The following is a 24305-nucleotide window of genomic DNA, read 5'->3' as shown; positions in this document are numbered from 1 at the left end:
GGGTGGATGGCAGACGTCCTCGAGCTGTTCGGCCCGGCCACGCGTGCGTGGTTCGCCGGGTCGTTCGCCGCGCCCACGGCGGCGCAGGAGGGCGCCTGGCGGTCGGTCGCGGCCGGCCACAACGCGCTGGTGGTGGCGCCGACGGGGTCGGGCAAGACGCTCGCCGCGTTCCTGTGGGCGCTCGACCGGCTGGCGTCCGAGCCCGAGCCGGACGATCCCACCCACCGCTGCCGCGTGCTCTACGTCTCGCCGCTGAAGGCGCTGACGGTCGACGTCGAGCGCAACCTGCGCTCGCCGCTGGCCGGCATCGGGCACGCCGCGGGCCGCCTGGGCCTCGCCGCGCCCGGCATCACCGTCGGCGTCCGCACCGGCGACACCCCGGCCGACGAGCGGCGCCGGTTCGCCAAACACCCGCCCGACATCCTCATCACCACACCCGAGTCGCTGTTCCTGCTGCTCACGTCGCAGGCGCGCGAGTCGCTGCGCTCCGTCGAGACCGTCATCGTCGATGAGGTGCACGCGGTCGCCGGCGGCAAGCGTGGCGCGCACCTGGCGTTGTCATTGGAACGGCTCGACACGCTGCTCGAACGGCCGGCGCAGCGTATCGGCCTGTCCGCCACGGTGCGCCCCATCGAGGAGGTGGCCCGGTTCCTCGGCGGCAGCCGCCCGGTCGAGGTGGTCGCGCCGCCCAGCGAGAAGCGGTGGGATCTCAAGGTCGTCGTGCCGGTGCCCGACCTCGACGAACTCGACGCGGTCGCGCCGCCGGTGCCGGCCCCGGTCGGGTTCGACGACGAAGGCGACGGCGGCAACGCGTCCATCTGGCCACACGTCGAGCAGCGGGTCGTCGACCTCGTCGAACAGCACGAGTCGACCATCGTGTTCGCCAACTCGCGGCGGCTGGCCGAGCGGCTGACGGCACGGCTGAACGAGATCGCGGCCGAGCGGGCCGACGGCCGTCCCCCCGACGACAAGCCGGCCACGAACCACCCGCCACCGGCGTCGCTGATGGCGCAGGCCGGGTCCAGTCACGGTGCCGCGGCCACCATCGCGCGCGCCCACCACGGCTCGGTCAGCAAAGAGCAGCGGGCGCTCATCGAGGACGACCTCAAGTCCGGCCGGCTGCCCGCCGTCGTCGCCACCAGCAGTCTCGAGCTGGGCATCGACATGGGCGCGGTCGATCTCGTCGTGCAGGTCGAGTCGCCGCCGTCGGTGGCCAGCGGGCTGCAGCGGGTCGGCCGGGCCGGTCACCAGGTCGGCGCGGTGTCCAGCGGCGTGCTGTTCCCGAAGTACCGCGGCGACCTCGTGCAGACCGCCGTCGTCGCCGAGCGCATGGTGTCCGGGCAGATCGAGCAGCTCACCGTCCCGCGCAACCCGCTCGACGTGCTCGCACAGCAGATCGTCGCCATGGTGGCCATGGACGACTGGCCGGTCGACGACCTCCTGTCGCTGGCTCGGCGGGCCCACCCGTTCGCCACGCTGCCGCAGTCGTCGTACGACGCCGTCCTCGACATGCTGGCCGGCCGTTACCCGTCCGACGAGTTCGCCGAGCTGCGGCCGCGGCTGGTCTGGGACCGCACCGCCGGGGTGCTCAAGGGCCGCCCGGGCGCCCAGCGGCTCGCCGTCACCAGCGGCGGCACCATCCCCGACCGCGGGCTGTTCGGCGTCTTCCTGGTCGGCTCCGACCCTCGGCGCGGCGGCGCGCGGGTCGGCGAGCTCGACGAGGAGATGGTGTACGAGTCACGGGTCGGCGACGTGTTCGCGCTCGGCGCCACCAGCTGGCGCATCGAAGACATCACGCACGACCGCGTCATGGTCTCCCCCGCGCCCGGGCATCCGGGCAAACTGCCGTTCTGGCACGGCGACACGCTGGGCCGTCCGGCCGAACTGGGCGCGGCCGTCGGCGGCTTCGTCCGCGAGATCAACCGGCTGGCCGAGCCGAAGGCGCGCGAGCGGGCGGCGAGCGCCGGGCTCGACGAGTGGGCCGTCGACAACCTGCTCGACTACGTCCGCGACCAGCGCGAAGCGACCGGTCACGTGCCCGACGACCGCACGCTGGTCGTCGAACGGTTCCGCGACGAGCTCGGCGACTGGCGGCTGGTGGTGCACTCCCCCTACGGCGCGCGGGTGCACGCGCCGTGGGCGCTGGCCATCGGCGCCCGGTTGCGCGAGCGCTACGGCGTCGACGTCCAGGCCGCGCATGCCGACGACGGCATCGTGCTGCGCATCCCCGACACCATGGACGGCATCGGGTTCGACGGTGTCGGCGACGACGGCGGGCTGTCCGGTGAGGCGCCCGACGCCCGGCTGGTGGTGCTCGACCCCGACGAGCTCGACGACATCGTCACCGGCGAGGTCGGCGGGTCGGCCCTGTTCGCGTCGCGGTTCCGCGAGTGCGCCGCGCGGGCGCTGCTGCTGCCGCGTCGCTCCCCCGACCGCCGGTCGCCGCTGTGGCAGCAGCGGCAGCGGTCGGCCCAGCTGCTGCAGGTGGCGTCGAAGTACGGATCGTTCCCCATGCTGCTCGAGACCATGCGCGAGTGCCTGCAGGATGTCTACGACCTCGACGGCCTGCGCGACCTCATGCGCCGCGTCGCCGGCCGGCAGGTCAAGGTGGTCGAGGTCGAGACGCCCACGCCGTCGCCGTTCGCCCGATCGCTGCTGTTCGGGTACGTCGCGGCGTTCATGTACGAGGGCGACTCCCCGCTGGCCGAGCGGCGGGCGCAGGCGCTGACGCTCGACTCCGCGCTGCTGGCCGAACTGCTCGGGCAGACCGAGCTGCGCGAACTGCTCGACCTCGAGGTCATCGAGCGCACCGAGGCCGAACTGCAGCGGCTGGTCCCCGAGCGCCGCGCGCAGAACGTCGAGGCCGTCGCCGACCTGCTCCGGTTGCTCGGCCCGCTGACGACGGACGAGGTGGCGGCGCGGTCCGCGGAGCCGGCCGACGCCCCGGCCCACCTCGACGAACTGGTGAGGCAGCGGCGGGTCATCGCGGTGCGCATCGCCGGTCAGGAGGTGTGGTCCGCCGTCGAGGATGCCGCCCGGTTGCGCGACGCGCTCGGCGTGGCGCTGCCCGGCGGGGTGCACGACGCGTTCACGGCGCCGGTGCCCGACCCACTCGGCGACATCGTGGCCCGGTACGCCCGCACGCACGGCCCGTTCCACGCGGCCGACCTCGCCACCCGGTTCGGTCTGGGCGTCGCGGTCGTGGTCCAGACGCTGCGGCGGCTCTCCGCCGAAGGGCGGGTCGTCGAGGGCGAGCTGCGGCCCGGCAGCACCGGCACCGAATGGTGCGACGCCGAGGTGCTGCGGCTGCTGCGCCGCCGGTCGCTGGCGGCGCTGCGCAAGGAGGCCGAGCCGGTCGACGCCGCGACGCTGGGCCGGTTCCTGCCGGCGTGGCAGTCGGTCGGCAGCTCGCTGCGCGGGGCCGACGGTGTGCTGCGGGTGGTCGAGCAGCTCGGCGGGGCGGCGGTGCCGGCCAGCGCGCTGGAGTCATTGGTGCTGCCGGCGCGGGTCGCGGCGTACTCGCCGGCCTGGCTCGACGAGCTGACCGCGGCCGGCGAGGTGGTGTGGTCCGGGCACGGGACGCTGCCCGGGTCCGACGGCTGGGTGTCGCTGCACCTGGCCGACACCGCACACCTGACCCTGCCCGACGTCGATCTCGGTGCGGCCGACGGTGAGCTGCACCAGGCCGTGCTCACGACACTGACCAGCGGCGGGGCGTATTTCTTCCGGCAGCTCAGCGACGCGGTGGCGGCTCACGTCGCGACGCCGCCCGAGGACGCGGCGCTCACGACGGCGCTGTGGGATCTCGTGTGGGCCGGGCTGGTCACCAACGACACGCTGGCGCCGTTGCGGTCGCTGCTGACCGGCCGGCCGGCGCACCGGAGCCGGCCGGCGCGGCCACGGTCGCGATACGCCCGCGGCCGTCCGGCGATGCCGTCGCGCACCGGTCCCCCAGCGGCGGCCGGTCGCTGGTCGTTGCTGCCCGACCGCGACACCGACACCACGCGCCGGGCGCACGCGGCGGCCGAGGCACTGCTCGACCGCCACGGCGTCGTGACCCGCGGTGCCGTGCAGGCCGAGCGGCTGCCCGGCGGGTTCGCGGCGGCCTATCGGGTGTTGTCCGCGTTCGAGGACACCGGCCGGGCCCGGCGCGGGTACTTCATCGCCGGCCTGGGCGCGGCGCAGTTCGGCACGCCGGGCGCGGTCGACCGGCTGCGCTCCTACTCGCAGCTCGACGAGTCGCGGCCGGCCAGCGCGCTGGTGCTGGCGGCGACCGATCCGGCCAACCCGTACGGCGCGGCGCTGCCCTGGCCCGAGCGGGGCGAGTCGGGCTCGGCCGGGCATCGGCCGGGCCGCAAGGCCGGCGCACTGGTCGTGCTGATCGACGGTGAGCTGTCGCTGTACGTCGAGCGAGGTGGCCGGACGCTGCTGTCCTGGACCGACGATCCCACCCGGCTGCGCTCCGCGGCCGACGCGCTGGCCCTGTCGGTGCGCGAGGGTGCGCTCGGCGCCCTCCGGGTCGAGCGCGCCGACGGTGCGCAGGTCACGACCACACCCCTCGGCGAGGCCCTCACCGCCGCCGGCTTCCATGTCACCCCGCGCGGCCTCCGGCTGCGCAACTGACGCACCGGCGCCGGCGCACACGGAGCCGTGGCCTCGGCATCGGCTCGCCGGCACAACGGGAACTGCCCCAGCCACCGCGACACCCGCTGCGCAACTGACGCATCGGCTCCGGCGCACACGGAGCCGTGGCCTCGGCATCGGCTCGCCGGCACAACGGGAACTGCCCCAGCCACCGCCACCGCGACACCGGCTGCGCCCTGAAACCGCCGGCAGCCCCGGCCCCGGCATCCGCCTCGGCATTGGCGTCGGCGTCGGTCGCGACGCACCGCACGGCCGTGCCGGTGCGCCCGACAACCTGCAGCGTGCTTGGGGACAACGATGATCATCAACGATCGCGCACCACACCAGGCGTTCTCCCGCTCTACCAGGCATGCATGCCTGGTAGAGCGGGAGAACGCCTCATAGCCCCGCCTCCCGGGTGCAGGGCTGATACGGACGCGGTCACCTTGGCTAGGCTCACCGCCCCGCAAACCCGTCCGAATCGGACAGTCGAGCGACTGTGGACCTTGCCAAGGGCATAGCCGGCCCTGCCAAGGCACGCCACGCCGGCACGGTGGCGACACCGGCGGGACAATCGGCGCGCCGGATGGCCGCAGGCAAGGGCACGAACGGCCGGTCCGCGGCAGCGACGGCGAAGACGCGCGCGGCCGACACCGACACCAACCCTGACCAGGGTGCCGACGCCACCGACACGCGCAGGGCCGACGCCACCCGACACGCACGGGGCCGACGCCACCCGACACGCACGGGGCCGACGCCACCCGACACGCGCAGGGCCGACGCCACCCGACACGCACGGGGCCGACGCCACCCGACACGCGCGGCGCCGAACCCGACACCAGGGCCGAGGTCGGCGCGATGACCAGCCCCACGCGACCGGCGCCCTGCCGCCGCAACCCGGGCGCTGCCGCTGAGTAGCCTGGGCGAATGATCCTCGCCACCCACGCCGGCTACGAGGTCGATGACGACCAGGAGCGGCTCGATCTGGACGTCGTCATCGGGTTCCTGCTGACGACGTACTGGAGCAAGCACCGGTCGCGCGACACCGTCGAGCGGGCCGTGCGCCGGTCGTTCGGGGTCGGGCTGTACGCACCCGACGGTGCGCAGGCGGGCTTCGCCCGGGTGGTCGGCGACGGGACGACGTTCGCGTGGCTGGCGGACGTGTTCGTGCTGCCCGAGCATCGGGGCAAGGGCCTGGCCAGAGTCCTGGTCAACGCCGTCCTGGAGCACCCGGAGCACGCCGCCGTCGAGCGGTGGATGCTCGCCACCCTCGACGCGCACGGGGTGTACGCACCGCTGGGCTTCGGGCCGATCGAGTCGCTCGACCGCTTCATGATCCGCTCCGGGCCGACGGCCACGCACCTGATCCGCTGAGCGGCGACGGCGACGGCAGCGGCGACGAGCCTCAACCGATGGCCGCGCCGGGCTCGTAGTAGCGCCGGTCGCCGTGAACGAGAGGGACGGCGCCGGCCGCGTCGCCCGCGACGGCGGTGACGCGGCCCAGCGCGATGGTGTGGTCGCCGGCGTCGACGAGGTCGAAGGGCACGCACTCGACGGCGGCGACGGCGCCGGTGAAGATCAGCTCACCCCGGGCCGCGCGCCGCGTCGGCCAGGGCGAGAAGTCGTCGCGGGCGCCGGGATGACGCTCGCGCGCGCCGTAGTGGGACAGCGCCAACTGGTCAGCGGCCAGAAATGACAGCGACCACCCGTCGGCAACGAACAGCGCGTCGTGGATGAAGCCGTCCTTCTTGACACACGCCAGCACCAGCGGCGGCTCCAACGACACCGACGACACGGCGGTCACAGTGAGGCCGCAGTCACGGCCGACCGGGTCGAGCACCGTGAGCAACGCCACACCGCCCGCCAAGCGGGCCATGGCGTCGCGGAACTCCGGCGCAGGCTTCGACCGCGGCAACGACTCCGGCAGCAGCGTCAGCCGACCTTGACGACATCGCGAGGCCGGGCGGACTCCCGGGGACGCAGCTCGGTGAGCGCACCCACCGCCGCCGCCTCGACGCGCATCATCTCGTCGCTGACCTCACGGAGCACCTCGGACATCGGCAGGTCCAGCGCCTCGCAGATGGCCGCGAGCAGCTCGGACGACGCCTCCTTGCGGCCGCGCTCGACCTCGGACAGGTACCCGAGACTCACGCGCGCCGCAGCCGAGATCTCGCGGAGAGTGCGGCCCTGCTCGATCCGGCGACGCCTCAAGACATCGCCGACGAGCCGTCTGATGAGAACCATCGGCTACCCCTCTCGCGATTCGTCTCGACTGTGCTTGAGTCCACCGTACCTTCTGTTTCGTACGTTTGCGTTTCCAGCCTCGCCGGGAAAGACGGGGTGCACAGAAGTATTCATCTCGCAGGTTGAAACGTCCCGGCACACCCGAGGATTCCCGGCCGCCGGAGCCGCGTCTCACACCTCGGACAGTACCCCGGACAGCAGCGTCAGGACGGCGTCGACGGTGGCCGCCCGCACGGCCTCGCGGCCGCCCGGCAACGCCGTTCCGCCCGTGAACGAACGCACGCTGAGGCCGCCCGCCGCCGTGGCCACCGCGACATGCACCGTGCCCGGCGGGTGGCCGTCCTGCGGGTCCGGCCCCGCCACGCCGGTGGTCGCCAGGCCGACGTCCGCCCCGAGCCGTATCCGGACCCCGGACGCCATGGCCTGCGCCGTCGACGCGGCCACCGGGCCGGACGCGGCCAGTACCGGCTCGGGCACTCCGGCCAGCAACGCCTTGAGCTCCGTCGCGTAGACGACGACGCCGCCGCGCACCACCGCGGACGAGCCGGGCACCGAGGTCAGGGCGGCGCAGACCAGCCCGCCGGTCAGCGACTCCGCCGCGGCGACCGTCAGCCCGCGCGCGATCAGCTGCCGCACCACGGACTCGGGCGACGGCGCGCTCACGGCGTCGCGCTGCGCCGCAGCCGGATGGCCGACAGCACGTAGTCGACGCCGGTGACGACGGTGACGATGACGGCGAGCGCCATGACCGACGCCTCGATCGGGTCGAACCAGCCGGGCATCGGCAGGATGTAGAGGCCGAGCGCCAGGGCCTGCAGGACGGTCTTCAGCTTGCCGCCACGGTTGGCCGCCATGACGCCGTAGCGGAGGACGGCGAACCGCAGCACCGTGATGCCCCACTCACGCACGAGGACGACGACCGTCACCCACCAGGGCAGCTCACCCAGCAGTGACAGCCCGACGAACGCCATGCCGGTGAGCGCCTTGTCGGCGATGGGGTCGGCGATCTTGCCGAAGTCGGTGACCAGGCCGCGCCGCCGGGCGAGGTCGCCGTCGAGGCGGTCGGTCATCATCGCGATGCCGAACGTGACGAACGCGGCGATGCGCGACGGGTCGTCGTCGCCGCCCTCTCGCAGCAGCAGCCAGCCGAACAGCGGAACCAGGACCACGCGGAGAACGGTGAGCCCGTTGGCGATGTTCCAGGGGCTCGGCGGGAGGGTCGACGGTTCGGCCACGGGGCAAGGCTAGGGCACGGCGAGGAGGTCGGCGCCGTCACTGCCGGTGACGGTCGCCGTGATGATGTCGCCGACGGCGGCGCGCACGCCGGACACCGTCGTGGTGCCGTCGACCTCGGGGCCCTGGTGCTCGGCGCGGCCCTCGACCACGCCGTCGGGACCCACCGACTCGACCAGGACCGACACCGTCTCGCCGACGCGGTCCTCGGCACGCTGGGCGACCAGTTCCTCGACGAGGTCGCCGACGCGCTCGACCCGCTCCGCGACCTCGTCGGAGTCGAGCTTGCCGTCGAACGACGCCGCCTCGGTGCCGTCCTCGTCGGAGTAGCCGAACACGCCGACGACGTCGAGGCGGGCCTGGGTGAGGAACGACTCGAGCTCGGCGACGTCGTCGTCGGTCTCGCCGGGGAAACCGACGATGACGTTGGACCGGATGCCGGCCGACGGGACCCGGTCGCGGACCGACTGGATCAACTCGAGGAACGACGACGTCCCGCCGAACCGCTTCATGCGGCGCAGCAGCGGCGTGCTGGCGTGCTGGAAGGACAGGTCGAAGTACGGGACGACGCCGGGCGTCGACAGCATGGCCTCGGTCAGCGTCGGGCGCATCTCGGCCGGCTGCAGGTACGAGACACGCACCCGCGAGATGCCCTCGACGGCGGCCAGCTCGGGCAGCAGCGTCTCGAGCAGCCGCAGGTCGCCGAGGTCCTTGCCGTAGGACGTCGAGTTCTCGCTGACGAGGAAGAGTTCACGGACGCCCTGCTCGGCCAGCCAGCGCGCGTCGGCCAGCACGTCGGACGGGCGGCGCGACAGGAACGAGCCGCGGAACATGGGGATGGCGCAGAACGTGCAGGCGCGGTCGCAGCCGCTGGCCAGCTTCAGCGGCGCCATGGGGCCGCCGTCGAGCCGCCGCCGCACCGATCGCGGCCCGGACGCGGGCGACATGCCGGCCGGGAGGTCGGGCGCCGCGTAGGCCGCGGCCTGGCGCTCGACCGGCGTGACGGGGAGCAGCTTGCGGCGGTCGCGGGGCACGTGCGACACGTGGGCGGAGCCGCCGAGGATGCCGCGCAACCGCTCGCCGATGGCGGCGTAGTCGTCGAAGCCCAGGACGGCGTCAGCCTCTGGAAGCTCGTCGGCGAGTCCGACTCCGTACCGCTCGGCCATGCAGCCGACCGCGACGACCGCCTTGGTGGCGCCGCCGGCCTTGAGGTCGGCGGCGGCCAGCAGCGAGTCGACGGAGTCTTTCTTGGCCTGTTCGACGAAGCCGCAGGTGTTGACCAGGACGGTCTCGGCGGCGCCGGGGTCGTCGACGAGCTCGAAGCCGTCGGCGTCGAGACGGCCGGCCAGCTCCTCGGAGTCGACCTCGTTGCGGCTGCAGCCGAGCGTGACGATCGCGACGGAATGTTTGCTCATGTCGCCCGTCACTCTACTCGTCGTGCGCGCCAGCTACGTTGTCCCGCATGCCCGCGCACATCCCGCTGCCTCTCGTCCACGAGCCGCGCCCCGGAACGTTCGCCGTCGGCGACGGCACCTCGATCGGCGCGGACGGCGACGCCCGCCGGGCCGCCTGGGTCCTGCACGACGTGCTCGCGGGGGCCGGGGTCCGCGCGCCGGTCGTCCCGGCCGCCGATCCGGCCGCGACGATCGTCCTGCGCGTGGCCGCGCCGGTGCGCGACAGCGCCGAGGGCTACCGGCTGACGGTGACGCCCGGGCGGGCGGTGCTCGAGGGCGGATCCGCCGAGGCGCTGGCGCGCGCCGTCCAGACGTTCCGCCAGCTGCTGCCACCGGCGGCGCTGCGCCGCGCGCCGGTCGGCGACGCGCCACCGGAGATCGGGTGCTGCGTCATCGAGGACGCGCCGCGGTTCGCCTGGCGCGGCGTGCACCTGGACGTCGCGCGGCGCTTCATGCCGGTCGCGTTCCTGCTGAGGTTCATCGACCTCGCGGCGCTGCACCGCCTCAACGTCGTGCACCTGCACCTCACCGACGACCAGGGCTGGCGGATCGAGATCCCGGCCCACCCCCGCCTCACCGACGTCGGCTCCTGGCGCACCGAGACCGTCGTCGGCCGGACCGGCACGTTCGACGGCACTCCGCACGGTGGCTTCTACACGCTCGACGACCTGCGCGAGATCGTCGCCTACGCGGCGCAGCGCTCCATCACCGTCGTCCCCGAGATCGACCTGCCCGGCCACGTGCAGTCCGTGCTGGCGGCGTACCCCGAGCTGGGCAACACCGGGCAGCCGGTCGAGGTCCGCCGCACGTGGGGCATCTCGACGAACGTGCTGGCGCCGACCGAGGAGGCGCTCGCCTTCGCCCGCGACGTCCTCGACACCGTGCTGGACGTGTTCCCCGGCCCGTGGGTGCACCTCGGCGGCGACGAGTGCCCGCGGACGGAGTGGCGCGAGAGCCCGGCGGCCGCCGCCCGCGCCGCCGAGCTGGGCCTGGCCTCCGTCGACGAGCTGCAGAGCTGGTTCCTGCGCCGGCTGCACGAGCACGTGACCGGGCGAGGCCGGCGGGTCGTCGGCTGGGACGAGGTCGCCGACGACGGCGGGATGCCGGCCGACACCGTCGTCATGGCCTGGCGCGGCAGCGAGCACGGCATCAAGGCGATGGCGGCCGGCCACGACGTCGTCATGAGCCCGGAGGACGTGACCTACTTCGACCACTACCAGGACGGCGGCGACGGCGAGCCGCTGGCCATCGGCGGCCTGACCACCGTCGAGGACGTGGCCGCGTGGGAACCGCCCAGCGGCGGCGGGCCGGGCCGGCTGCTCGGCGTCCAGGGTCAGCACTGGACCGAGTACCTGCCGACGCCCGCCGCCGTCGAGTACGTGGCGTTCCCGCGGCTCAGCGCGCTGGCCGAGGTCGCGTGGACGGCGCCCGAGCGCCGCGACGCCGCCGACCTACTGCGCCGGCTGCCGGCGCACCTGCGGCGCCTCGACGCGCTGGGCGTGAACTACCGGCCGCTGGACGGCCCGCGCCCCGCCCAGCGCGGCGGCACCGGACGCCGTCAGCGCGCTTGATCGGCCGGGTCCAACCCCGTCCGCGCCAGCACGAACCGGGTCACCTCGCGGTGCCAGACCGACGGGTGGCGCAGCAGCGCGTGCCCGTCGCCGCTCACCGGGACGTACCGGCAGGACGCCGCGACACCGTCCAGCGCGGCCGCCAGCGCCGCCGTCGCACGGGGGTCGGTCGTGGTGTCGGCGCTGCCGTGCATGAGCAGGACGTGCTTCCCGGCCAGCAGCTGCGGCGGCTCCGACGGAGTCAGCCACGGCGCCAGCGCGGCGACCGCGGCCACGCCGTCGCCGGCCGGTCGCTCCCCCGCCACGCGCACGGCGGCCCGGCCGCCCATCGAGTAGCCGACCAGCGCGACGGGCACCCGCGGATGCCGGGCCCGCACCGCCGCCACCGCCGCCCGGACGTCGGCCAGCGGCGACTCCTCGGCGCCGTTCCAGCCGCGGATCGCGTACCGCAGCCGCCACACCGTCAGCCCCAGCGGCCCGCCGGCCCGCCGCAGCGCCCACGCGAACGGCTGCAGCCGCAGCACCGACGGCTGCCGCGACCGCACCGGCTCGCGGCTCTCGGACCGGCCGCCGTGCAGCAACAGGACGGCCGCGCGGACATCGCCGCGCGGCCGATCCTCGGTCAGGACGTACTCGGGCTCAGCCACCGCGCAGGGTGTCCAGCACCTCGTCGAGGTCGTCGGGCTTGATCAGCACGTCCCGGGCCTTCGACCCCTCGGACGGGCCGACGATGCCGCGGCTCTCCATGAGGTCCATCAGCCGGCCCGCCTTGGCGAATCCGACCCGGAGCTTGCGCTGCAGCATCGACGTCGACCCGAACTGCGTGTTGACGACCAGCTCGGCGGCCTGGCAGAGCAGGTCGAGGTCGTCGCCGATGTCCTCGTCGACCTCGCGCCTCGACGACGCCGCAGCAGCGGTGACGTCCTCGCGGTAGTCGGGCTCCAGCTGCTCCTTGCAGTGCGCGACGACGGACGCGATCTCCGTCTCGGTGACCCAGGCGCCCTGGACGCGGATGGGCTTGCTCGCGCCCATCGGCAGGAACAGGCCGTCGCCCTGGCCGACCAGCTTCTCCGCGCCCGGCTGGTCGAGGATGACCCGCGAGTCGGCCAGCGACGACGTCGCGAACGCCAGCCGCGACGGCACGTTGGCCTTGATCAGGCCGGTGACGACGTCGACCGACGGCCGCTGCGTGGCCAGCACCAGGTGGATGCCGGCCGCCCGGGCCAGCTGGGTGATGCGGACGACGGAGTCCTCGACGTCGCGCGGGGCGATCATCATGAGGTCGGCCAGCTCGTCGACGATGACCAGCAGGTACGGGTACGGCGTCAGTACCCGCTCGCTGCCCTCGGGCGCCTTCACCTTGCCGGCGCGGACCGCCTTGTTGAAGTCGTCGACGTGCCGGAACCCGAAGTTGGCGAGGTCGTCGTAGCGCATGTCCATCTCGCGCACGACCCACTGCAGGGCCTCGGCCGCCTTCTTCGGGTTGGTGATGATCGGCGTGATGAGGTGCGGGATGCCCTCGTACGCGGACAACTCGACCCGCTTGGGGTCGACCATGATCATCCGCACCTCGTCGGGCGTCGACCGCATGAGCACCGACGAGATCATCGAGTTGATGAAGCTGGACTTTCCGGAACCGGTGGCGCCGGCGACCAGCAGGTGCGGCATCTTCGCCAGGTTCGTGACGACGAAGCCGCCCTCGACGTCCTTGCCCAGGCCGGCCACCATCGGGTGGTGGTCCTTGCGCGCCACCGGCGAGCGGAGCACGTCGCCGAGGCTGACGATCTCCTTGTCGGTGTTGGGGATCTCGATACCGATGGCCGACTTGCCCGGGATCGGCGACAGGATGCGGACATCGGCGGAGGCGACCGCGTAGGCGATGTTTTTCGACAGCGCCGTGACCCGCTCGACCTTGACCGCGGTGCCCAGCTCGACCTCATACCGGGTGACCGTCGGGCCGCGGGTGTAGCCGGTGACGACGGCGTCGATGTTGAACTGGTCGAAGACCCCCATGAGGGAGTCGACGACCTGGTCGGACGCGGCCGACTTGGCCTTGTGCGGGCTGCCCTGCCGGAGCAGGTCGCTGTTGGGCAGCGTGTAGGTGATGTCGCCGGACAGCGCGAGCTGCTCGACCCGCTGCGGAATGGGCGTGTGCGGCGGCGGCTCGGCCGGGCCGTCGTTGACCTTCTTCTTCTTGCGCAGTTCGCGGGCGACCACGGCCGGCTCGGTCGGGGTCTCGTCGTCGCCGTCGACGCTGCCGAGCTCGGCGGTGTCGGCGTCGTCGGTCTCGGCGGGCTGCTCGCGCCGCTTGCGCTTCGGCTTCTCGCGCAGCACCGGCGAGTCGTAGGGCTCGTCGTCGGTGGGCGCGAGGCGGCCGCGGGCGTCGGCGTCGCCCTCGGCGACCGGACGGCGAAAGCCCAGCCAGCCGCCGACGACCAGCGCGCCGGCGCGCAGCTGCGCGGTGACCTCGTACAGCGGGATGCCGGTGATGACCAGCACGCCGAACAGCGTCAGCAGGCCCAGCAGCGGACCGGCCACGTACACCGTCAGCAGGTCGGCGAGGATGGTCGAGGAGACGTACCCGATGGCGCCGCCGGCCCGCTCCATGGCGACCTGCCCGTCGACCGGGCGCGGCATGCCGCCGGCGACGTGCGCGAGGCCGAGCGTGCCGAGGGCGAGGCACACCCAGCCGATGACCTGGCGGCCGCCGGGACCGTTGCGGTCCGGATGGCGCAGCGTGCGCCACGCCGCCATGGCCAGCAGCACCGGAGCGACGTAGGCGCCGGTGCCGATGGCGCCGGCGATGCCCTGGTAGACGGCCTCGTAGACCCGGCCGTCGAGCGTCCACCACACCGACGCGGCGACGATGAACGCCGTGCCGATGAGGAACAGCCCCACGCCGTCGCGGCGCTGGTCGGCCTCGAGACTGGTGGCGGTGCGCCCGATGCTGCGCGTCACGCCGCCGACCAGGTGGGCGATGCCCATCCAGATGCCGACGAACATCCGGCCGATGCCGCCGAAGAACTGCGCGGCGAGACTCGGCTCCGGAGGTGGCGGCGGCGGGGGTGGCTCAGGGGCGCGACGCTTCCGGCCGCGAGCCGGGGTACGCCGCTTCGGGGTACCCGACGAGCTTCGCGACCGAGCCGTGGCTGTTCGGGTCGCCATGGAGATCACATTACATCCGACACACTCGTATCTTTAGTCCCACAGGCACCGGCGCGTCGGTGGAACGGAGCGGCTCGTGCAACAGGTGGACAGTGCTGACGTCGACGATCTGGCGCTCGGCGCGGCCGTTCTCGGGTGCGGCGGGGGCGGCGACGCCCACCTGGCCAAGCTCATGCTCCACCGGGCCATCGACCTGCACGGACCGGTGCCCGTGGTGCAGGCGGGCGACGTGCCGGCCGACGGCCTGGTGCTGCCGGTCGCGGTGGCCGGCGCGCCCGCCGTCCTGGCGGAGCAGTTCCCCGGCGAGGGCGACGCCCGGCGCGCACTCGAGGCGATGCAGCGGTACGCCGGACGCCGGGGCGTGGCCGTCCTGCCGCTCGGGATCGGCGGCATCAGGACCCTGTTCCCGCTGGTCGCGGCCGCGGAGGTCGGCCTGCCGTGCATCGACGCCGACGGCATGCGACGGCCGTTCCCCCGGCTCGAGACCACCCTGTTCACCCTCGCCGGCATCGACGTCTCCCCGGTCTGCGTGGTCGGCGCGCTGGGCAACACCCTGGTCATCGACGCCACCGACAACCACACCGGTGAGCGGCTGACCAGGGCCGCCGTCGCCGAGCTGGGCATGGTCGCCACCGTCGCCGCCTACCCCATGAACGGTGAGCAGTGCCGTGCGCACGCGGCCCTGGGGTCGCTGAGCCGCTGCCGCGAGGTCGGCCGCCTGCTGCGCGCCATCCACTCGGGCACCCCGGGCGCCCACGCCGCCTTCCTCGCCTCCACGGGAGCGCAGGTCGTGTTCAGCGGCACGGTGACGGACGTGCTGCGCCGCACCTCCCGGGGATCGACCCGCGGCACCGCGACGCTGGAGCACCTGGCCGAGCCGGACCGGCTGCTCCGGGTGGACTTCCAGAACGAGAACCTGGTGGTCACCGAGGCCGGCCGGGCCGTCGCGACCGTCCCCGACGCCATCACGCTGCTCGACGTCGACACCGGCTGGCCGGTGACCACCGACAGCGTGACGTACGGCCAGCGGGTCGAGGTGCTGGTCGTGCCGGCGCACGAGCGCTGGCGCGAGCCCGACGGGCTCGCGCTGGGCGGGCCGCGCGCGTTCGGTTACGACCTCGACTACGTGGACAGGGGGCTGCCGGTGTGAGAACGCTGCGCGTGGGCGTCGACGTCGGCGGCACCAACACCGACGCCGCCGCCGTCGACCGCGACGGCACCGTCGTCGCCAGGCACAAGGCCACCACCAGCGGCGACCTCATGGTCGGGATCCGGCAGGCACTGGCCGCGGTCCTGGCCGATGTCGACCGGCAGGCCGTGACCAGGCTGGTCCTGGGGACGACGCAGGCGGTGAACGCGATCGTCGAGCGGCGCATGCTGGCACGGGTCGGGGTGCTGCGCATCGGAGCGCCGGCGACGTCGCTCGTGCCTCCGTTCACGGGCTGGCCGGGCGACCTGGTCGAGCAGGCCGGCGGGCCGGTCGCCATGGTCCGCGGCGGGCACGACCACGAGGGCAAGGAGCTCGCGCCACTCGACGAGGACGCCGTGGCCGCCTTCGCGGCGGCCTGCGCGCACCGGGCCGACGCGGTGGCCGTCGCGGCCACCGGCTCCGTCGTCAACGCCGACCACGAACAGCGGGCCGCCGACATGCTGGACCGGCTGCTGCCGTCGTGCACTGTCACGCCGGCGCACCGCGTGGGCGGTCCGGGCCTGATCGAACGGGAGAACGCCGCGATCCTGAACGGCGCGCTGACCGGCGTCATCGCGAGGCTGGTGCGTGCGCTCGGCGCCGCGCTGCGCGAGCTGGGCCTGGATTGCGCCACGTACCTGACGGAGAACGACGGCACGCTGCTCACCGCCGACCGCGCCGCCCGGTATCCGGTGCGCACCATCGCCTCCGGCCCGACGAACTCCATGCGGGGCGCCCACCACCTGAGCGGCCTGGACGACGCCGTGGTCGTCGACGTCGGTGGCAGTTCCACGGATGTCGGCGTGCTGAGCGGCGGGTTCCCGCGGGTGTCGACGATGCCGACGGAGATCGGCGGCGTGCGCACCAACTATCTGCTGCCCGACCTCATCTCCAGCGCGCTCGGCGGCGGCAGCGTGGTCCGGCCCGCGCCGGACGGCGGCTACGCCGTCGGCCCGCAGAGCGTCGGCGCGGCCATCAGCACCGACGCGCTGATCTTCGGCGGCGCCGTCCTGACCCTCAGCGACGTGTCGGTGGTGGCCGGGCGGACGGCGTTCGGGACGGTCCCGGCGTCGCAGCTGCCGGTCGACGGGCCGACCGCGGCGGCCGTCGTCGCCTCCGTCGACCGCCGCCTGGCCGAGCTGACCGATCGGATCCGCGCCTCCGCGGGGACTCTGCCGCTGGTGGCCGTCGGCGGTGCCGCGCACCTGGTGCCGGACGAGCTGCCTGGCATCCGGGCGGTGGTCCGGCCCGCCGACGGCGCCGTGGCGAACGCCGTGGGCGCGGCCGTCGCCGAGGCCTCCGGGACCGCCCACCGCGTGTACCGGTTCGATCTCACCAGCCGCCGGGCCTGCCTCGACGAGGCCCGGCAGTTGGCGCACGAGGCCGCCGTCCGGGCCGGGGCCGCACCGGACCGGGTGCGCATCACCCGCATCTTCGAGGTGCCACTGGCCCACCTGCCCGGCGACTCCGCGCGGGTGGTGGTGACGGCGGCCGGTCCGCTCGCGGAGCCCTGATCGGGTCCGGGCGGATCACGCCTCCTCGTCGGCGACGGCGCGAGCGGCCAGGTGCGCGACCAGCCGGTCGTTGGGCCGCGAGAGGTCCAGCGGCAGGAGCCCGCGGATCCGCTCGAGTCGCTGCAGGACGGTGTTGCGGTGCACGTTGAGCACGTTGGCGGTGGCGGTGGCCGACGACTCGTGGTCGAGATAGATCATCAGCGTGCGCACGAGGTCGCCGCCCGGATCCACCTCGCGCAAGGGCGCCAGCAGCGACGACGTGGCACGCAGCAGCGGCTCCGAGCGCTGCCAGCCCGACAGCAGGCGCTCGACGCTCATCGAGCCGAAGGTCTCGACCGCACCCGACCCGCCGCGGGCCCGCGCCAGCAGGCTGGCCTGGCGGGCCTCGTGCAGTGACGCGCCGATGCCCTCGGCGCCCTCATGGCCCGAGCCCAGCCCTCCGGCGACCAGCACGCCGGGGTGGTCGTCGCGGAAGGTGCGCAGCGCGTGGCCGAGCCGCCGGGCCAGCCGGTCGACCTCCTCGGGCTCCGGCTCGCTCTGGTGGGTCCGCCAGGCGGCCCAGCCGCCCGGGCGCTGGATGAGATCGTGCGGCAGATCGTTGTCGCGCAGCACCCGTTCCAGCCCCGCGATGAGCGACGTCGGCCGCACGCCCGGCCCGACGGCCTGGTCGATGTTGAGGTGGATCCCGACGTGCCAGCCGCTGAGCCGCCAGCCCAGCGCGGTCGCCCGCTCGGACGTGCCCGGCGCGATGTCGTCGGCGTACTCGACGACGTCGGCGAGGACCACCGCGCGGTACCGGGCGTCGCGCTCGCCGTCCAGCGAGGTCGTGGCGATCCAGGCGGTGTACGCCCAGGAGCCCAGCGCGAGCACGCGGCCGACGGACTCGACCATGCCGCGCCCGGCCAGCGGCAGCCGCGCCACCAGCCACAGGTTGGCCGGCAGGCCGTCGGCGACCGTGGCGGGATGGCAGATGAGCGTGTGGCCCTCGCCGAACAGCATCACCGGCGCGGCCGGCCCGCCGCCGGGCAGCCGCTTCACCAGTTCGGCCCGGGAGCCGGGGTCGACGGTGCCGGGATCGCCGGCCACCGTCGCGCCACGGCCGTCGATCATGGCCGCCGGCAGTCCGGCCGCGGCCTGGACCGCGGCGAGCAGTCCGTCGGCGCTGTCGGGTACCCGACGCAGCCGGGTCAGCATGGTGTCGACCATGCGCAGCCCGGCCAACTGCGGCCCGCGCAGGTGCCGGTCGATCGCGGCCGCGGCGGCCTGTGCGTCGAGCCTGTCGACCAGGACCAGCGGCATGCCGAACCGGTCGGCCAACCGGCTCGTGACCTCGGGGAGCGCGTTGGTGGTGCGCTCGGCGACCAGCCCCGCGAGCCCGCGTCGATGCGCCACCCGGAGCGCGACGTCGGCGGACACCTCCTCGACCGCCAGGCGCTCGCGCGGGAACAGCGGCAGGCAGCCGGCGGGCAGTTCGTCGAGCTGCCGCGGCGACGTTCCGACCACCGCCGACGTGACCTCGTGAGCCAGCCCGCGGTGTCCGGCCACGACGTCGTGCTCGCCGAGGAGGCCGAGCGCGAGCAATTCCGCCAGCATGACGGCGGATTCTGAGCGTGGCATGTCATCCAGTATGTCGTGGGGGCCGACGCACCGAATGCGGTGCCCGGTTTCCGCAGGCAGCGGGCCGAATCCACACTCCCGCGAAAACCATTAATCCGGACAATCAACCGCAATTCTCCGGAAGTCGGCGACTGGTCGCCTTTCCCCCGCACACTCACCTTTCGGCCGATAGGGCGGAATACACAGAGCGCTCACTCATGACCGTGCACTCCGCCCATGGCGAAGTTGATCTAGCGATCCCACCATCGTCAGCGGGGGGCGTCCGGCACTCGAGGGTGGGAGAGCACGATGTCCGAGACCAGGGTGGGGTCCGTCCTGAGCCACTTGCGAAGGCCGCACACGCAGGCCGACGATCCCGACACGCACGCGCTGCTCGATCTGGGCGTCGGCCTGATGCTGGAACCGCAGACGGAGGTGACGACGGACCTCACTCAGCGGGTGCCCCAGCTGCGCTGGCCGACCCGCGAGGAACTGGTGCGCGCCTACAACCACCGCACCGGGCTGCGCCGGAGCAAGGCCATCGTCGAGGACCGGTGGGTCCGCATGGCCGACTTCCACCGCGACCTCGTCGCCTGGGTGGTGCAGCGGGTCGAGTCCTCGACCACCCAGGCCCAGATGGACCACGTCGCGGAGGCTCGCGGTGGAATGCCGGTGAGCACGCCGGAGGCGTACCGCATCGCCGCGGCCGCGGTGCACCGGATGCTGGGCGAGGAGGCGTTCCCCCTGTGGGCGATGTTCACCTCGCTGGCGGCGACGGATCCGGCGCTGAACGCGATGATGCGCCAGGCCCGCTCCGACGACCACGAACGATGGGCGAAGCTGGCCGACGACCATTACGCCGCGGCCGGCCGGGAGCCACTGCCCGGTATCGACTCCGGCGACATCGCCGAGGCGGTGAACGCGATGTCCTACGGCCTCGCGCTGCGCTACCTCACCGACCCCGACGCCTTCGGCAACGACCCGTTGCGCGCCGGGACGCTGTTCGCCCAGGCCAGTCTCGCGCTGATCGACTCGTTGCTGACCCCGCCGACGCCGGCCGACGCCGTGCCGACCATGGGCCAGGCGGTGCTGAGCATGCCGCTGGCGGCGGCCGGCTGAGCCCGGGCCGGACGGTGGCCGGGTCGTCGCGCGGCCCGGCCACCGTCAGCGCTCGGCGAAGCCCTTCGTCCAGTCGCCCTTGCCGCTCTCCCACTTCAGCCCGAACAGCCGCTGGGAACGCTCGACGTTCGCGCTGACATAGCCGAGGTCGGTGGCGGCGCCGGAGTTGAACATGCGCACGTCCATGCCGACGGTCCACTTCGGGTCGCCGGCCGCGCTGAGCGCGAGGTTGCCGGACAGCTCGAGCCGCAGGCCGACGCTGGTGGCGATGGTCGCCCCGGTCTCGGCGACGGTGCCGGCCAGGCCGGCGAACCCGGCCTCCGCCGGCGGCGGCAGGTCGGCGGCGCCGGTGGCGAAGCTCGCGAGGTTGCCGACCGAGCCGCCCTTCTGAGCGGCCGTGCGCTTCGCCTCGCCGGCGAGCTTCACGCTGGACGCGCGGAACAGCCGGGTGAGCTCCGCGGCGCCCTTGACCGCGCTCTGGGCCGCGCCGCCGAGCGGCAGCTTCGCACTGACCTTGCCGGTGAGGCCGATGTCCTCGATGAGCCAGTTCACCGAGCCGTCCTTCTTCCGGTTCTCCTTACGCAGGCCCTGCTCGCGGAGGGTCACGGTGCCGATGAGATCGCCGGAGAACACCGGGCCCGCGACCACCTTCTCCGACAACGTGAGCGTGAAGGTCTTGCGCGACAGGTGCTTCTCGGCGCCGCGATCGGCCAACGCGGCGATTTTGCGCGTGAACAGGCCGTCGGAGCGGACGTTCCGGGCGCCGGCGCCGCCCTTCTTGCGGTTGTCGATGGACGTGCGGTCGTACCGCTCGCCGGCGATCACCTTCGCGGTCGCCGTGACGGCCAGCAGGTCCTCGTTGCCGACCTTGGCCGAGGCCTCGCCGAACGAGCCGATCTCGACGTAGTTGGCGGCGTCGTCGCCGGGGGTGGTGCTCCCCCACATCGTCTTCTCGACCCCGCGCGACCACTGGTCGGCCTTGATGCGGTGGAACCGTGTGGTGCCGCCGCCCCACATGAGCGTGGTGATCTCCTCGGGCAGGTTGCTCTCGCGCAGCTGCCGGTAGAGCAGGTACGACAGCAGCGTCATGGCATGCGCGGCGGTCTTGCCCGACGACTTCACATAGCCGCCGAACAGCGCCTTCACCTGGCCCATCGGGATGCCGACCGCGATCTGCGGCGCGACCTCCAGCTGCACCGAGACCGCGCCGCCGTCGCTGCGCAGGGTCACGAACCGGAGGATGCCGCCGATCATCACCGGGGTGTCGGGAATCGGGACGAGGAAGCCGACGTCGAAGGTGGCGCCGTCGCCTGCGTGCGGCAGGAGCAGGTCGAGCGGCGCCGCCAGGCCGGTCAGGATCGAGTCGAGGTCGCCGGTGTAGTGCTTCTGCAGCTTCGCCCGGGCGTCGGGATCGCCGGTGAAGTCGCGCTGGGTCACCGCCGCGGCGTCGCCGCCCTGGCCCTTGCGGCCCTCGAGCGCGGCCTTCTCGACGTTCAGGTCGCGCAGAAAGTCGGTCATACCGGCCATCCGGCGCCGACGGGTGGGGTCGTCGACGAGGTCGGCGCCGTTGCCCGCGGTGGTCTCGTCGGTGAGCCGGTGGTTCTGCACCCAGAGGCTCGCGGCCTCGTTCATGCGGGCGATGAGGTCCAGCGCCTCGTCGATGCGGTCCGCCGGGACGGCACCCGTACGGCCGCGCAGCGTCGACCTTCGCTTCTTCGTGCTGAGCCCGGCGAGGTCGTTCTCCGGGACGCACAGCGCGCTGTACTCCACGAGCAGCTTCTTGATCGCCTTCTGTGCGGTACTCGCACGGGTGAGCGGCCCTTCGCTGGTCCACTCGTCGAACTGCGCGGCGGTGACGAACCTCCGTACGGCGGCGGCGCCGGCCGGTCCGTCGGCGAGGTGGCGGCGGACGGCGACGCCGGCGAGGGCGGCGTCGGCCATCCGGTCGGCCTCGCGCTCCGCGGGGTCGTCGGCCCGCCCGACGGTGAGCGCGCCGCCCGTGCCCGCCGGGGCCTGCAGCGTGTGCGCGAGCTCGTGGGCGAGCAGCCGCCGCCCCGCGTCGGTGGCGGGTGCGTAGGCGCCGCGGCCGAAGTAGATGTCCGACCCGACGGTGAAGGCCGTGGCCTGCAACGAGGCGGCCAGACCGGCCGCCTCGGCGTCGGTGTGCACCCGCACGCCGCTCAGGTCGGCGCCGAACGCCGCGCCCATGGAGCCGGCCACGCCGTCGGGCAGCGGGCGTCCGGCCGGGCGGCGGCGCAGCCGCGCGGCCACGTCCGGGGCGACGAGGCTGCCGCCGAGCGGGTCCGCGTGGCCGGCGGGCGCGCGACGAGCGGTGTCGTGGGCCCGTCCGGGCGCGGGCTCGAGCAATCCCCAGGCCGCGAGCGACGCGTCCTCGCCGGGTCCGGGGCGGTCGGTGCGGGCCGCCGGCTTCACGGCCCGGTCACGGTGCACGGACATGCTCTCCCCTGTCGTCGGCCGGCTGCGTCCAGCCAAGCAGCGCGTCGCCGCGGGCGGGCCGGACGCGGCACAAGCACGTGTGCATGAATCGCGCCGGCCGGGCGCCGCCGGCCTCCCGCGGGCGGGCCGGACGGGCCTAGCATCCGGCCATGGCACCGAGCCTGGGTCGACTGGTGGACGCGGTCGCTGACGTGGTGAAGCAGCGCGAGCTGCCCGGCGACGCGGCCGGCCCGCGGCTGGCCGCCGCGGTCGACGCACTGCGCCGCGACCACGCGGGCGAGTCGGCCGAGGGCGACGACCTGCTCGCGAGCACGGCCGCCGTGTTCGGCCTGGACCCGCTCGAGACCGACCTGCTGCTGACCGCGTTCGCCGCCGAGGCGGATCCCTCGTTCGCGACGGTGTTCGCGCTGCTCGGCGGTGAGGCGACGCAGGGACGCCCGACGGCCGCCCTGGCGCTGCACCTGTGCGGGGTGCCGGCGCTGTCGGCGGCCGGCCGGGCCAGGCTGTCGTCGTCGGGCCGGCTGGTCCGGCACGGCCTGGCCGGTCTCACCGGCGACGGCCCGGCGCTGACCCGGTGCCTGCGCATCGCCGACCGCGTGGTCGCCCACCTGGTCGGTGACGACCTGCCCGAGCCCCAGCTGCAGCGGCTCGTGCTGCACGCCGAGCCGCTCGCGGCCGAGCACGGCGCCGAGCTGGCCGAGGCCATCCGGTCCGGGGTCCGGCTCTGCTGGCTGCACGGGCCGCCGGGCTCCCCCGGCGCCGAGACCGCGGCCGCGGCGTTCGCCCGCCTCGGCGTCGACTGGCTGGTCGCCGACCTCAGCCGGCGCCCGGCCGGCTGCGACCTGCCGGGCCTGCTGACCGAGCTGACCCGCGAGGCGGCGCTGCAGACCGCCGGCCTGGTGCTGGCCGGCGCCGACGACCTGGCCGGCGACGAGCACAGGTGGCTGTTCGACCGGCTGCTCGAGGCGGCCGTGCCGGTGGTGGCGGTCGGGCAGCGCGCCTGGGACCCGCGGGCCACCCGCCGGCTCCCGTACATCGCGGCGGTGCCACCGCTGCCGGTCGCCTCGCGGGCCCAGCTGTGGGCCCGCGAGCTCGGCGACGAGGCCGGTGGCGACGCGGTGATCGCCGCCGGTGCGCGGCTCGGGCCCGGCCAGATCGCCGTCGCCGCCGAGCACACCCGCATGCTCGCCGCCGTCCGCGGCGGCGGCGCCGACGCCGCGCTGGTCCGCGAGTCGGTCCGGCGGCTCAGCGGCGGCGGACCCGTCCACCGGCACGCCGGGCCCACGGCGCCGGTGGCGACCTCGTTCGAGGACATCGTGCTGCCGCCCGACGCCCGGGCGGAGCTGACCCGGCTGGTCCAGTGGGCCCGGCACCGCGGCGACGTGCTCGCGCAGGGCGCCGTGCAGGGCAAGGGCGGCAAAGGCACCGGCATCGCCGCCATGTTCAGCGGCGGTCCCGGCACCGGCAAGACGCTGGCCGCGCACGTCGTCGCCGATGCGCTGGGTCTCGACCTCTACCAGGTGGATCTCGCGGGACTCGTGGACAAGTACGTCGGCGAGACGGAGAAGAACCTGGAGCGGGTGTTCCACGAGGCCGAGACGCACGACGTCGTGCTGTTCTTCGACGAGGCCGACGCGATCTTCGGCAGCCGTTCGGCCGTGCAGGACTCGCGCGACCGCTACGCGAACCTCGAGGTGTCCTACCTGCTGCAGCGGATGGAGCGGTTCGACGGCATCACGGTCCTGGCGACGAACCTGCGCGGCAACCTGGACGCGGCGTTCTCCCGGCGGCTGCACTTCGTCATCCACTTCCCGGACCCGGACCCGGCCACCCGCGAGCGCCTCTGGGCGCACCACGTCCGCCAGCTCGCCGGCACGGACCCGGCCGATCCCCCGGACCTCGCTTCCCTGGCCGCGGCGGCGGAGCTGAGCGGCGCGGACATCCGCAACATCGTCCTCGCCGCCGCCTACGACGCCGCCGTCGCCGGCGCGGCCGTCGGCATGGGCCTGCTGGTGGCGGCGACCGCCCGCGAGTACCGCAAGCTGGGCCGCCGGTTGCCGGCCGGCTGGCCGCCGGCGGGCTGAGCGCCGGCCGCGTTCATGCCGACTCGCAGGTTCGCCGGGCCTGCCGCGAGCGCCCG

15 protein-coding genes and 1 pseudogene are annotated in these 24305 nt (G+C 74.2%); 7 read left to right on the top strand and 9 right to left on the bottom strand.

Annotated elements, in window-relative coordinates; all coding sequences use genetic code 11:
* Nucleotides 1-6 precede the first annotated feature (6 nt).
* Nucleotides 7-4623, top strand: a complete 4617-nt coding sequence (locus tag DZA62_RS08145) for an ATP-dependent helicase (protein ID WP_116948368.1) — start codon at nucleotides 7-9, stop codon at nucleotides 4621-4623.
* Nucleotides 4624-5550: 927 nt separating this feature from the next.
* The gene (locus DZA62_RS08140) at nucleotides 5551-5997 is read left to right on the top strand and encodes a GNAT family N-acetyltransferase (RefSeq protein ID WP_116948367.1); all 447 of its coding nucleotides are present in this window, start codon (nucleotides 5551-5553) and stop codon (nucleotides 5995-5997) included.
* Between the two features lie 31 nt (nucleotides 5998-6028).
* Here DZA62_RS08140 and DZA62_RS08135 read toward each other — a convergent pair whose 3' ends face one another.
* The 5 genes and pseudogenes from DZA62_RS08135 to rimO all read right to left on the bottom strand — a co-directional run bounded on the left by DZA62_RS08135 (nucleotide 6029) and on the right by rimO (nucleotide 9515).
* Nucleotides 6029-6499 carry a flavin reductase family protein gene (locus DZA62_RS08135; RefSeq protein ID WP_116948366.1) on the bottom strand — a complete coding sequence of 157 codons (471 nt, stop codon included), beginning with the start codon at nucleotides 6497-6499 and terminating at the stop codon, nucleotides 6029-6031.
* 98 nt (nucleotides 6500-6597) lie between these two features.
* Nucleotides 6598-6867 (bottom strand): annotated as a pseudogene (locus DZA62_RS08130) (helix-turn-helix domain-containing protein); the annotation flags it as partial.
* A 171-nt stretch (nucleotides 6868-7038) separates the two neighbouring features.
* A complete protein-coding gene (locus DZA62_RS08125; RefSeq protein ID WP_116948365.1) occupies nucleotides 7039-7530 on the bottom strand; it encodes a CinA family protein in 492 nt (163 codons plus the stop codon).
* On the bottom strand, nucleotides 7527-8102 hold the full coding sequence (gene pgsA / locus DZA62_RS08120; RefSeq protein WP_116948364.1) for a CDP-diacylglycerol--glycerol-3-phosphate 3-phosphatidyltransferase: 576 nt from the start codon (nucleotides 8100-8102) through the stop codon (nucleotides 7527-7529). Before pgsA ends, DZA62_RS08125 begins: the two co-directional genes overlap by 4 nt.
* A 9-nt stretch (nucleotides 8103-8111) precedes the next feature.
* Entirely contained in the window at nucleotides 8112-9515 is a 1404-nt protein-coding gene (gene rimO, locus DZA62_RS08115) for a 30S ribosomal protein S12 methylthiotransferase RimO (RefSeq protein WP_116948363.1), read from the bottom strand.
* Nucleotides 9516-9562: 47 nt separating this feature from the next.
* On the opposite strand from rimO, the gene DZA62_RS08110 reads away from it, so the two are divergent.
* A complete protein-coding gene (locus tag DZA62_RS08110) occupies nucleotides 9563-11125 on the top strand; it encodes a beta-N-acetylhexosaminidase (RefSeq protein ID WP_116948362.1) in 1563 nt (520 codons plus the stop codon).
* On the opposite strand, the gene DZA62_RS08105 is transcribed toward DZA62_RS08110, so the two are convergent.
* Together DZA62_RS08105 and DZA62_RS08100 are read right to left on the bottom strand one after the other, a co-directional pair.
* A complete protein-coding gene (locus DZA62_RS08105; protein ID WP_116948361.1) occupies nucleotides 11113-11772 on the bottom strand; it encodes an alpha/beta hydrolase in 660 nt (219 codons plus the stop codon). The genes DZA62_RS08110 and DZA62_RS08105 overlap by 13 nt on opposite strands.
* A complete protein-coding gene (locus DZA62_RS08100; protein WP_116948360.1) occupies nucleotides 11765-14290 on the bottom strand; it encodes an FtsK/SpoIIIE family DNA translocase in 2526 nt (841 codons plus the stop codon). The genes DZA62_RS08105 and DZA62_RS08100 overlap by 8 nt, the downstream gene beginning before the upstream one ends.
* A 76-nt stretch (nucleotides 14291-14366) precedes the next feature.
* Here DZA62_RS08100 and DZA62_RS08095 point away from each other — a divergent pair, with 76 nt between their 5' ends.
* The gene (locus tag DZA62_RS08095; RefSeq protein WP_116948359.1) at nucleotides 14367-15440 is read left to right on the top strand and encodes a DUF917 domain-containing protein; all 1074 of its coding nucleotides are present in this window, start codon (nucleotides 14367-14369) and stop codon (nucleotides 15438-15440) included.
* Nucleotides 15437-16993, top strand: a complete 1557-nt coding sequence (locus DZA62_RS08090) for a hydantoinase/oxoprolinase N-terminal domain-containing protein (RefSeq protein ID WP_116948358.1) — start codon at nucleotides 15437-15439, stop codon at nucleotides 16991-16993. The genes DZA62_RS08095 and DZA62_RS08090 overlap by 4 nt, the downstream gene beginning before the upstream one ends.
* Nucleotides 16994-17008: 15 nt before the next feature.
* Here DZA62_RS08090 and DZA62_RS08085 read toward each other — a convergent pair whose 3' ends face one another.
* Complete coding sequence (locus DZA62_RS08085; RefSeq protein ID WP_157987543.1) at nucleotides 17009-18610, bottom strand: PucR family transcriptional regulator; 1602 nt, start codon at nucleotides 18608-18610, stop codon at nucleotides 17009-17011.
* A gap of 288 nt (nucleotides 18611-18898) precedes the next feature.
* On the opposite strand from DZA62_RS08085, the gene DZA62_RS08080 reads away from it, so the two are divergent.
* Entirely contained in the window at nucleotides 18899-19708 is an 810-nt protein-coding gene (locus tag DZA62_RS08080) for a TetR family transcriptional regulator C-terminal domain-containing protein (protein ID WP_116948356.1), read from the top strand.
* A gap of 45 nt (nucleotides 19709-19753) precedes the next feature.
* On the opposite strand, the gene DZA62_RS08075 is transcribed toward DZA62_RS08080, so the two are convergent.
* Nucleotides 19754-22165 carry an eCIS core domain-containing protein gene (locus DZA62_RS08075; protein WP_116948355.1) on the bottom strand — a complete coding sequence of 804 codons (2412 nt, stop codon included), beginning with the start codon at nucleotides 22163-22165 and terminating at the stop codon, nucleotides 19754-19756.
* A 149-nt stretch (nucleotides 22166-22314) separates the two neighbouring features.
* Here DZA62_RS08075 and DZA62_RS37180 point away from each other — a divergent pair, with 149 nt between their 5' ends.
* Nucleotides 22315-24249 (top strand): AAA family ATPase, encoded by a 1935-nt coding sequence (locus DZA62_RS37180; protein ID WP_157987542.1) that lies wholly within the window; start codon nucleotides 22315-22317, stop codon nucleotides 24247-24249.
* Nucleotides 24250-24305 lie beyond the last annotated feature (56 nt).

The sequence above is a fragment of the Jiangella endophytica genome (assembly GCF_003427025.1).
GTDB classification, from domain to species: domain Bacteria; phylum Actinomycetota; class Actinomycetes; order Jiangellales; family Jiangellaceae; genus Jiangella; species Jiangella endophytica.
The sequence above is the reverse complement of the archived record's forward strand: the minus strand, read 5'-3'. Positions and strand labels throughout refer to the sequence as shown.

Excerpts from the sequence above, each read along its gene's own strand:
- DZA62_RS08135 (WP_116948366.1), bottom strand. The coding sequence starts at position 6,499 with ATGGCCCGCTTGGCGGGCGGTGTGGCGTTGCTCACGGTGCTCGACCCG.
- DZA62_RS08140 (WP_116948367.1), top strand. The coding sequence starts at position 5,551 with ATGATCCTCGCCACCCACGCCGGCTACGAGGTCGATGACGACCAGGAG.
- DZA62_RS08085 (WP_157987543.1), bottom strand. The coding sequence starts at position 18,610 with ATGCCACGCTCAGAATCCGCCGTCATGCTGGCGGAATTGCTCGCGCTC.
- DZA62_RS37180 (WP_157987542.1), top strand. The coding sequence starts at position 22,315 with ATGGCACCGAGCCTGGGTCGACTGGTGGACGCGGTCGCTGACGTGGTG.
- DZA62_RS08075 (WP_116948355.1), bottom strand. The coding sequence starts at position 22,165 with ATGTCCGTGCACCGTGACCGGGCCGTGAAGCCGGCGGCCCGCACCGAC.
- DZA62_RS08080 (WP_116948356.1), top strand. The coding sequence starts at position 18,899 with ATGTCCGAGACCAGGGTGGGGTCCGTCCTGAGCCACTTGCGAAGGCCG.
- DZA62_RS08110 (WP_116948362.1), top strand. The coding sequence starts at position 9,563 with ATGCCCGCGCACATCCCGCTGCCTCTCGTCCACGAGCCGCGCCCCGGA.
- DZA62_RS08100 (WP_116948360.1), bottom strand. The coding sequence starts at position 14,290 with ATGGCGACCCGAACAGCCACGGCTCGGTCGCGAAGCTCGTCGGGTACC.
- rimO (WP_116948363.1), bottom strand. The coding sequence starts at position 9,515 with ATGAGCAAACATTCCGTCGCGATCGTCACGCTCGGCTGCAGCCGCAAC.
- DZA62_RS08145 (WP_116948368.1), top strand. The coding sequence starts at position 7 with ATGGCAGACGTCCTCGAGCTGTTCGGCCCGGCCACGCGTGCGTGGTTC.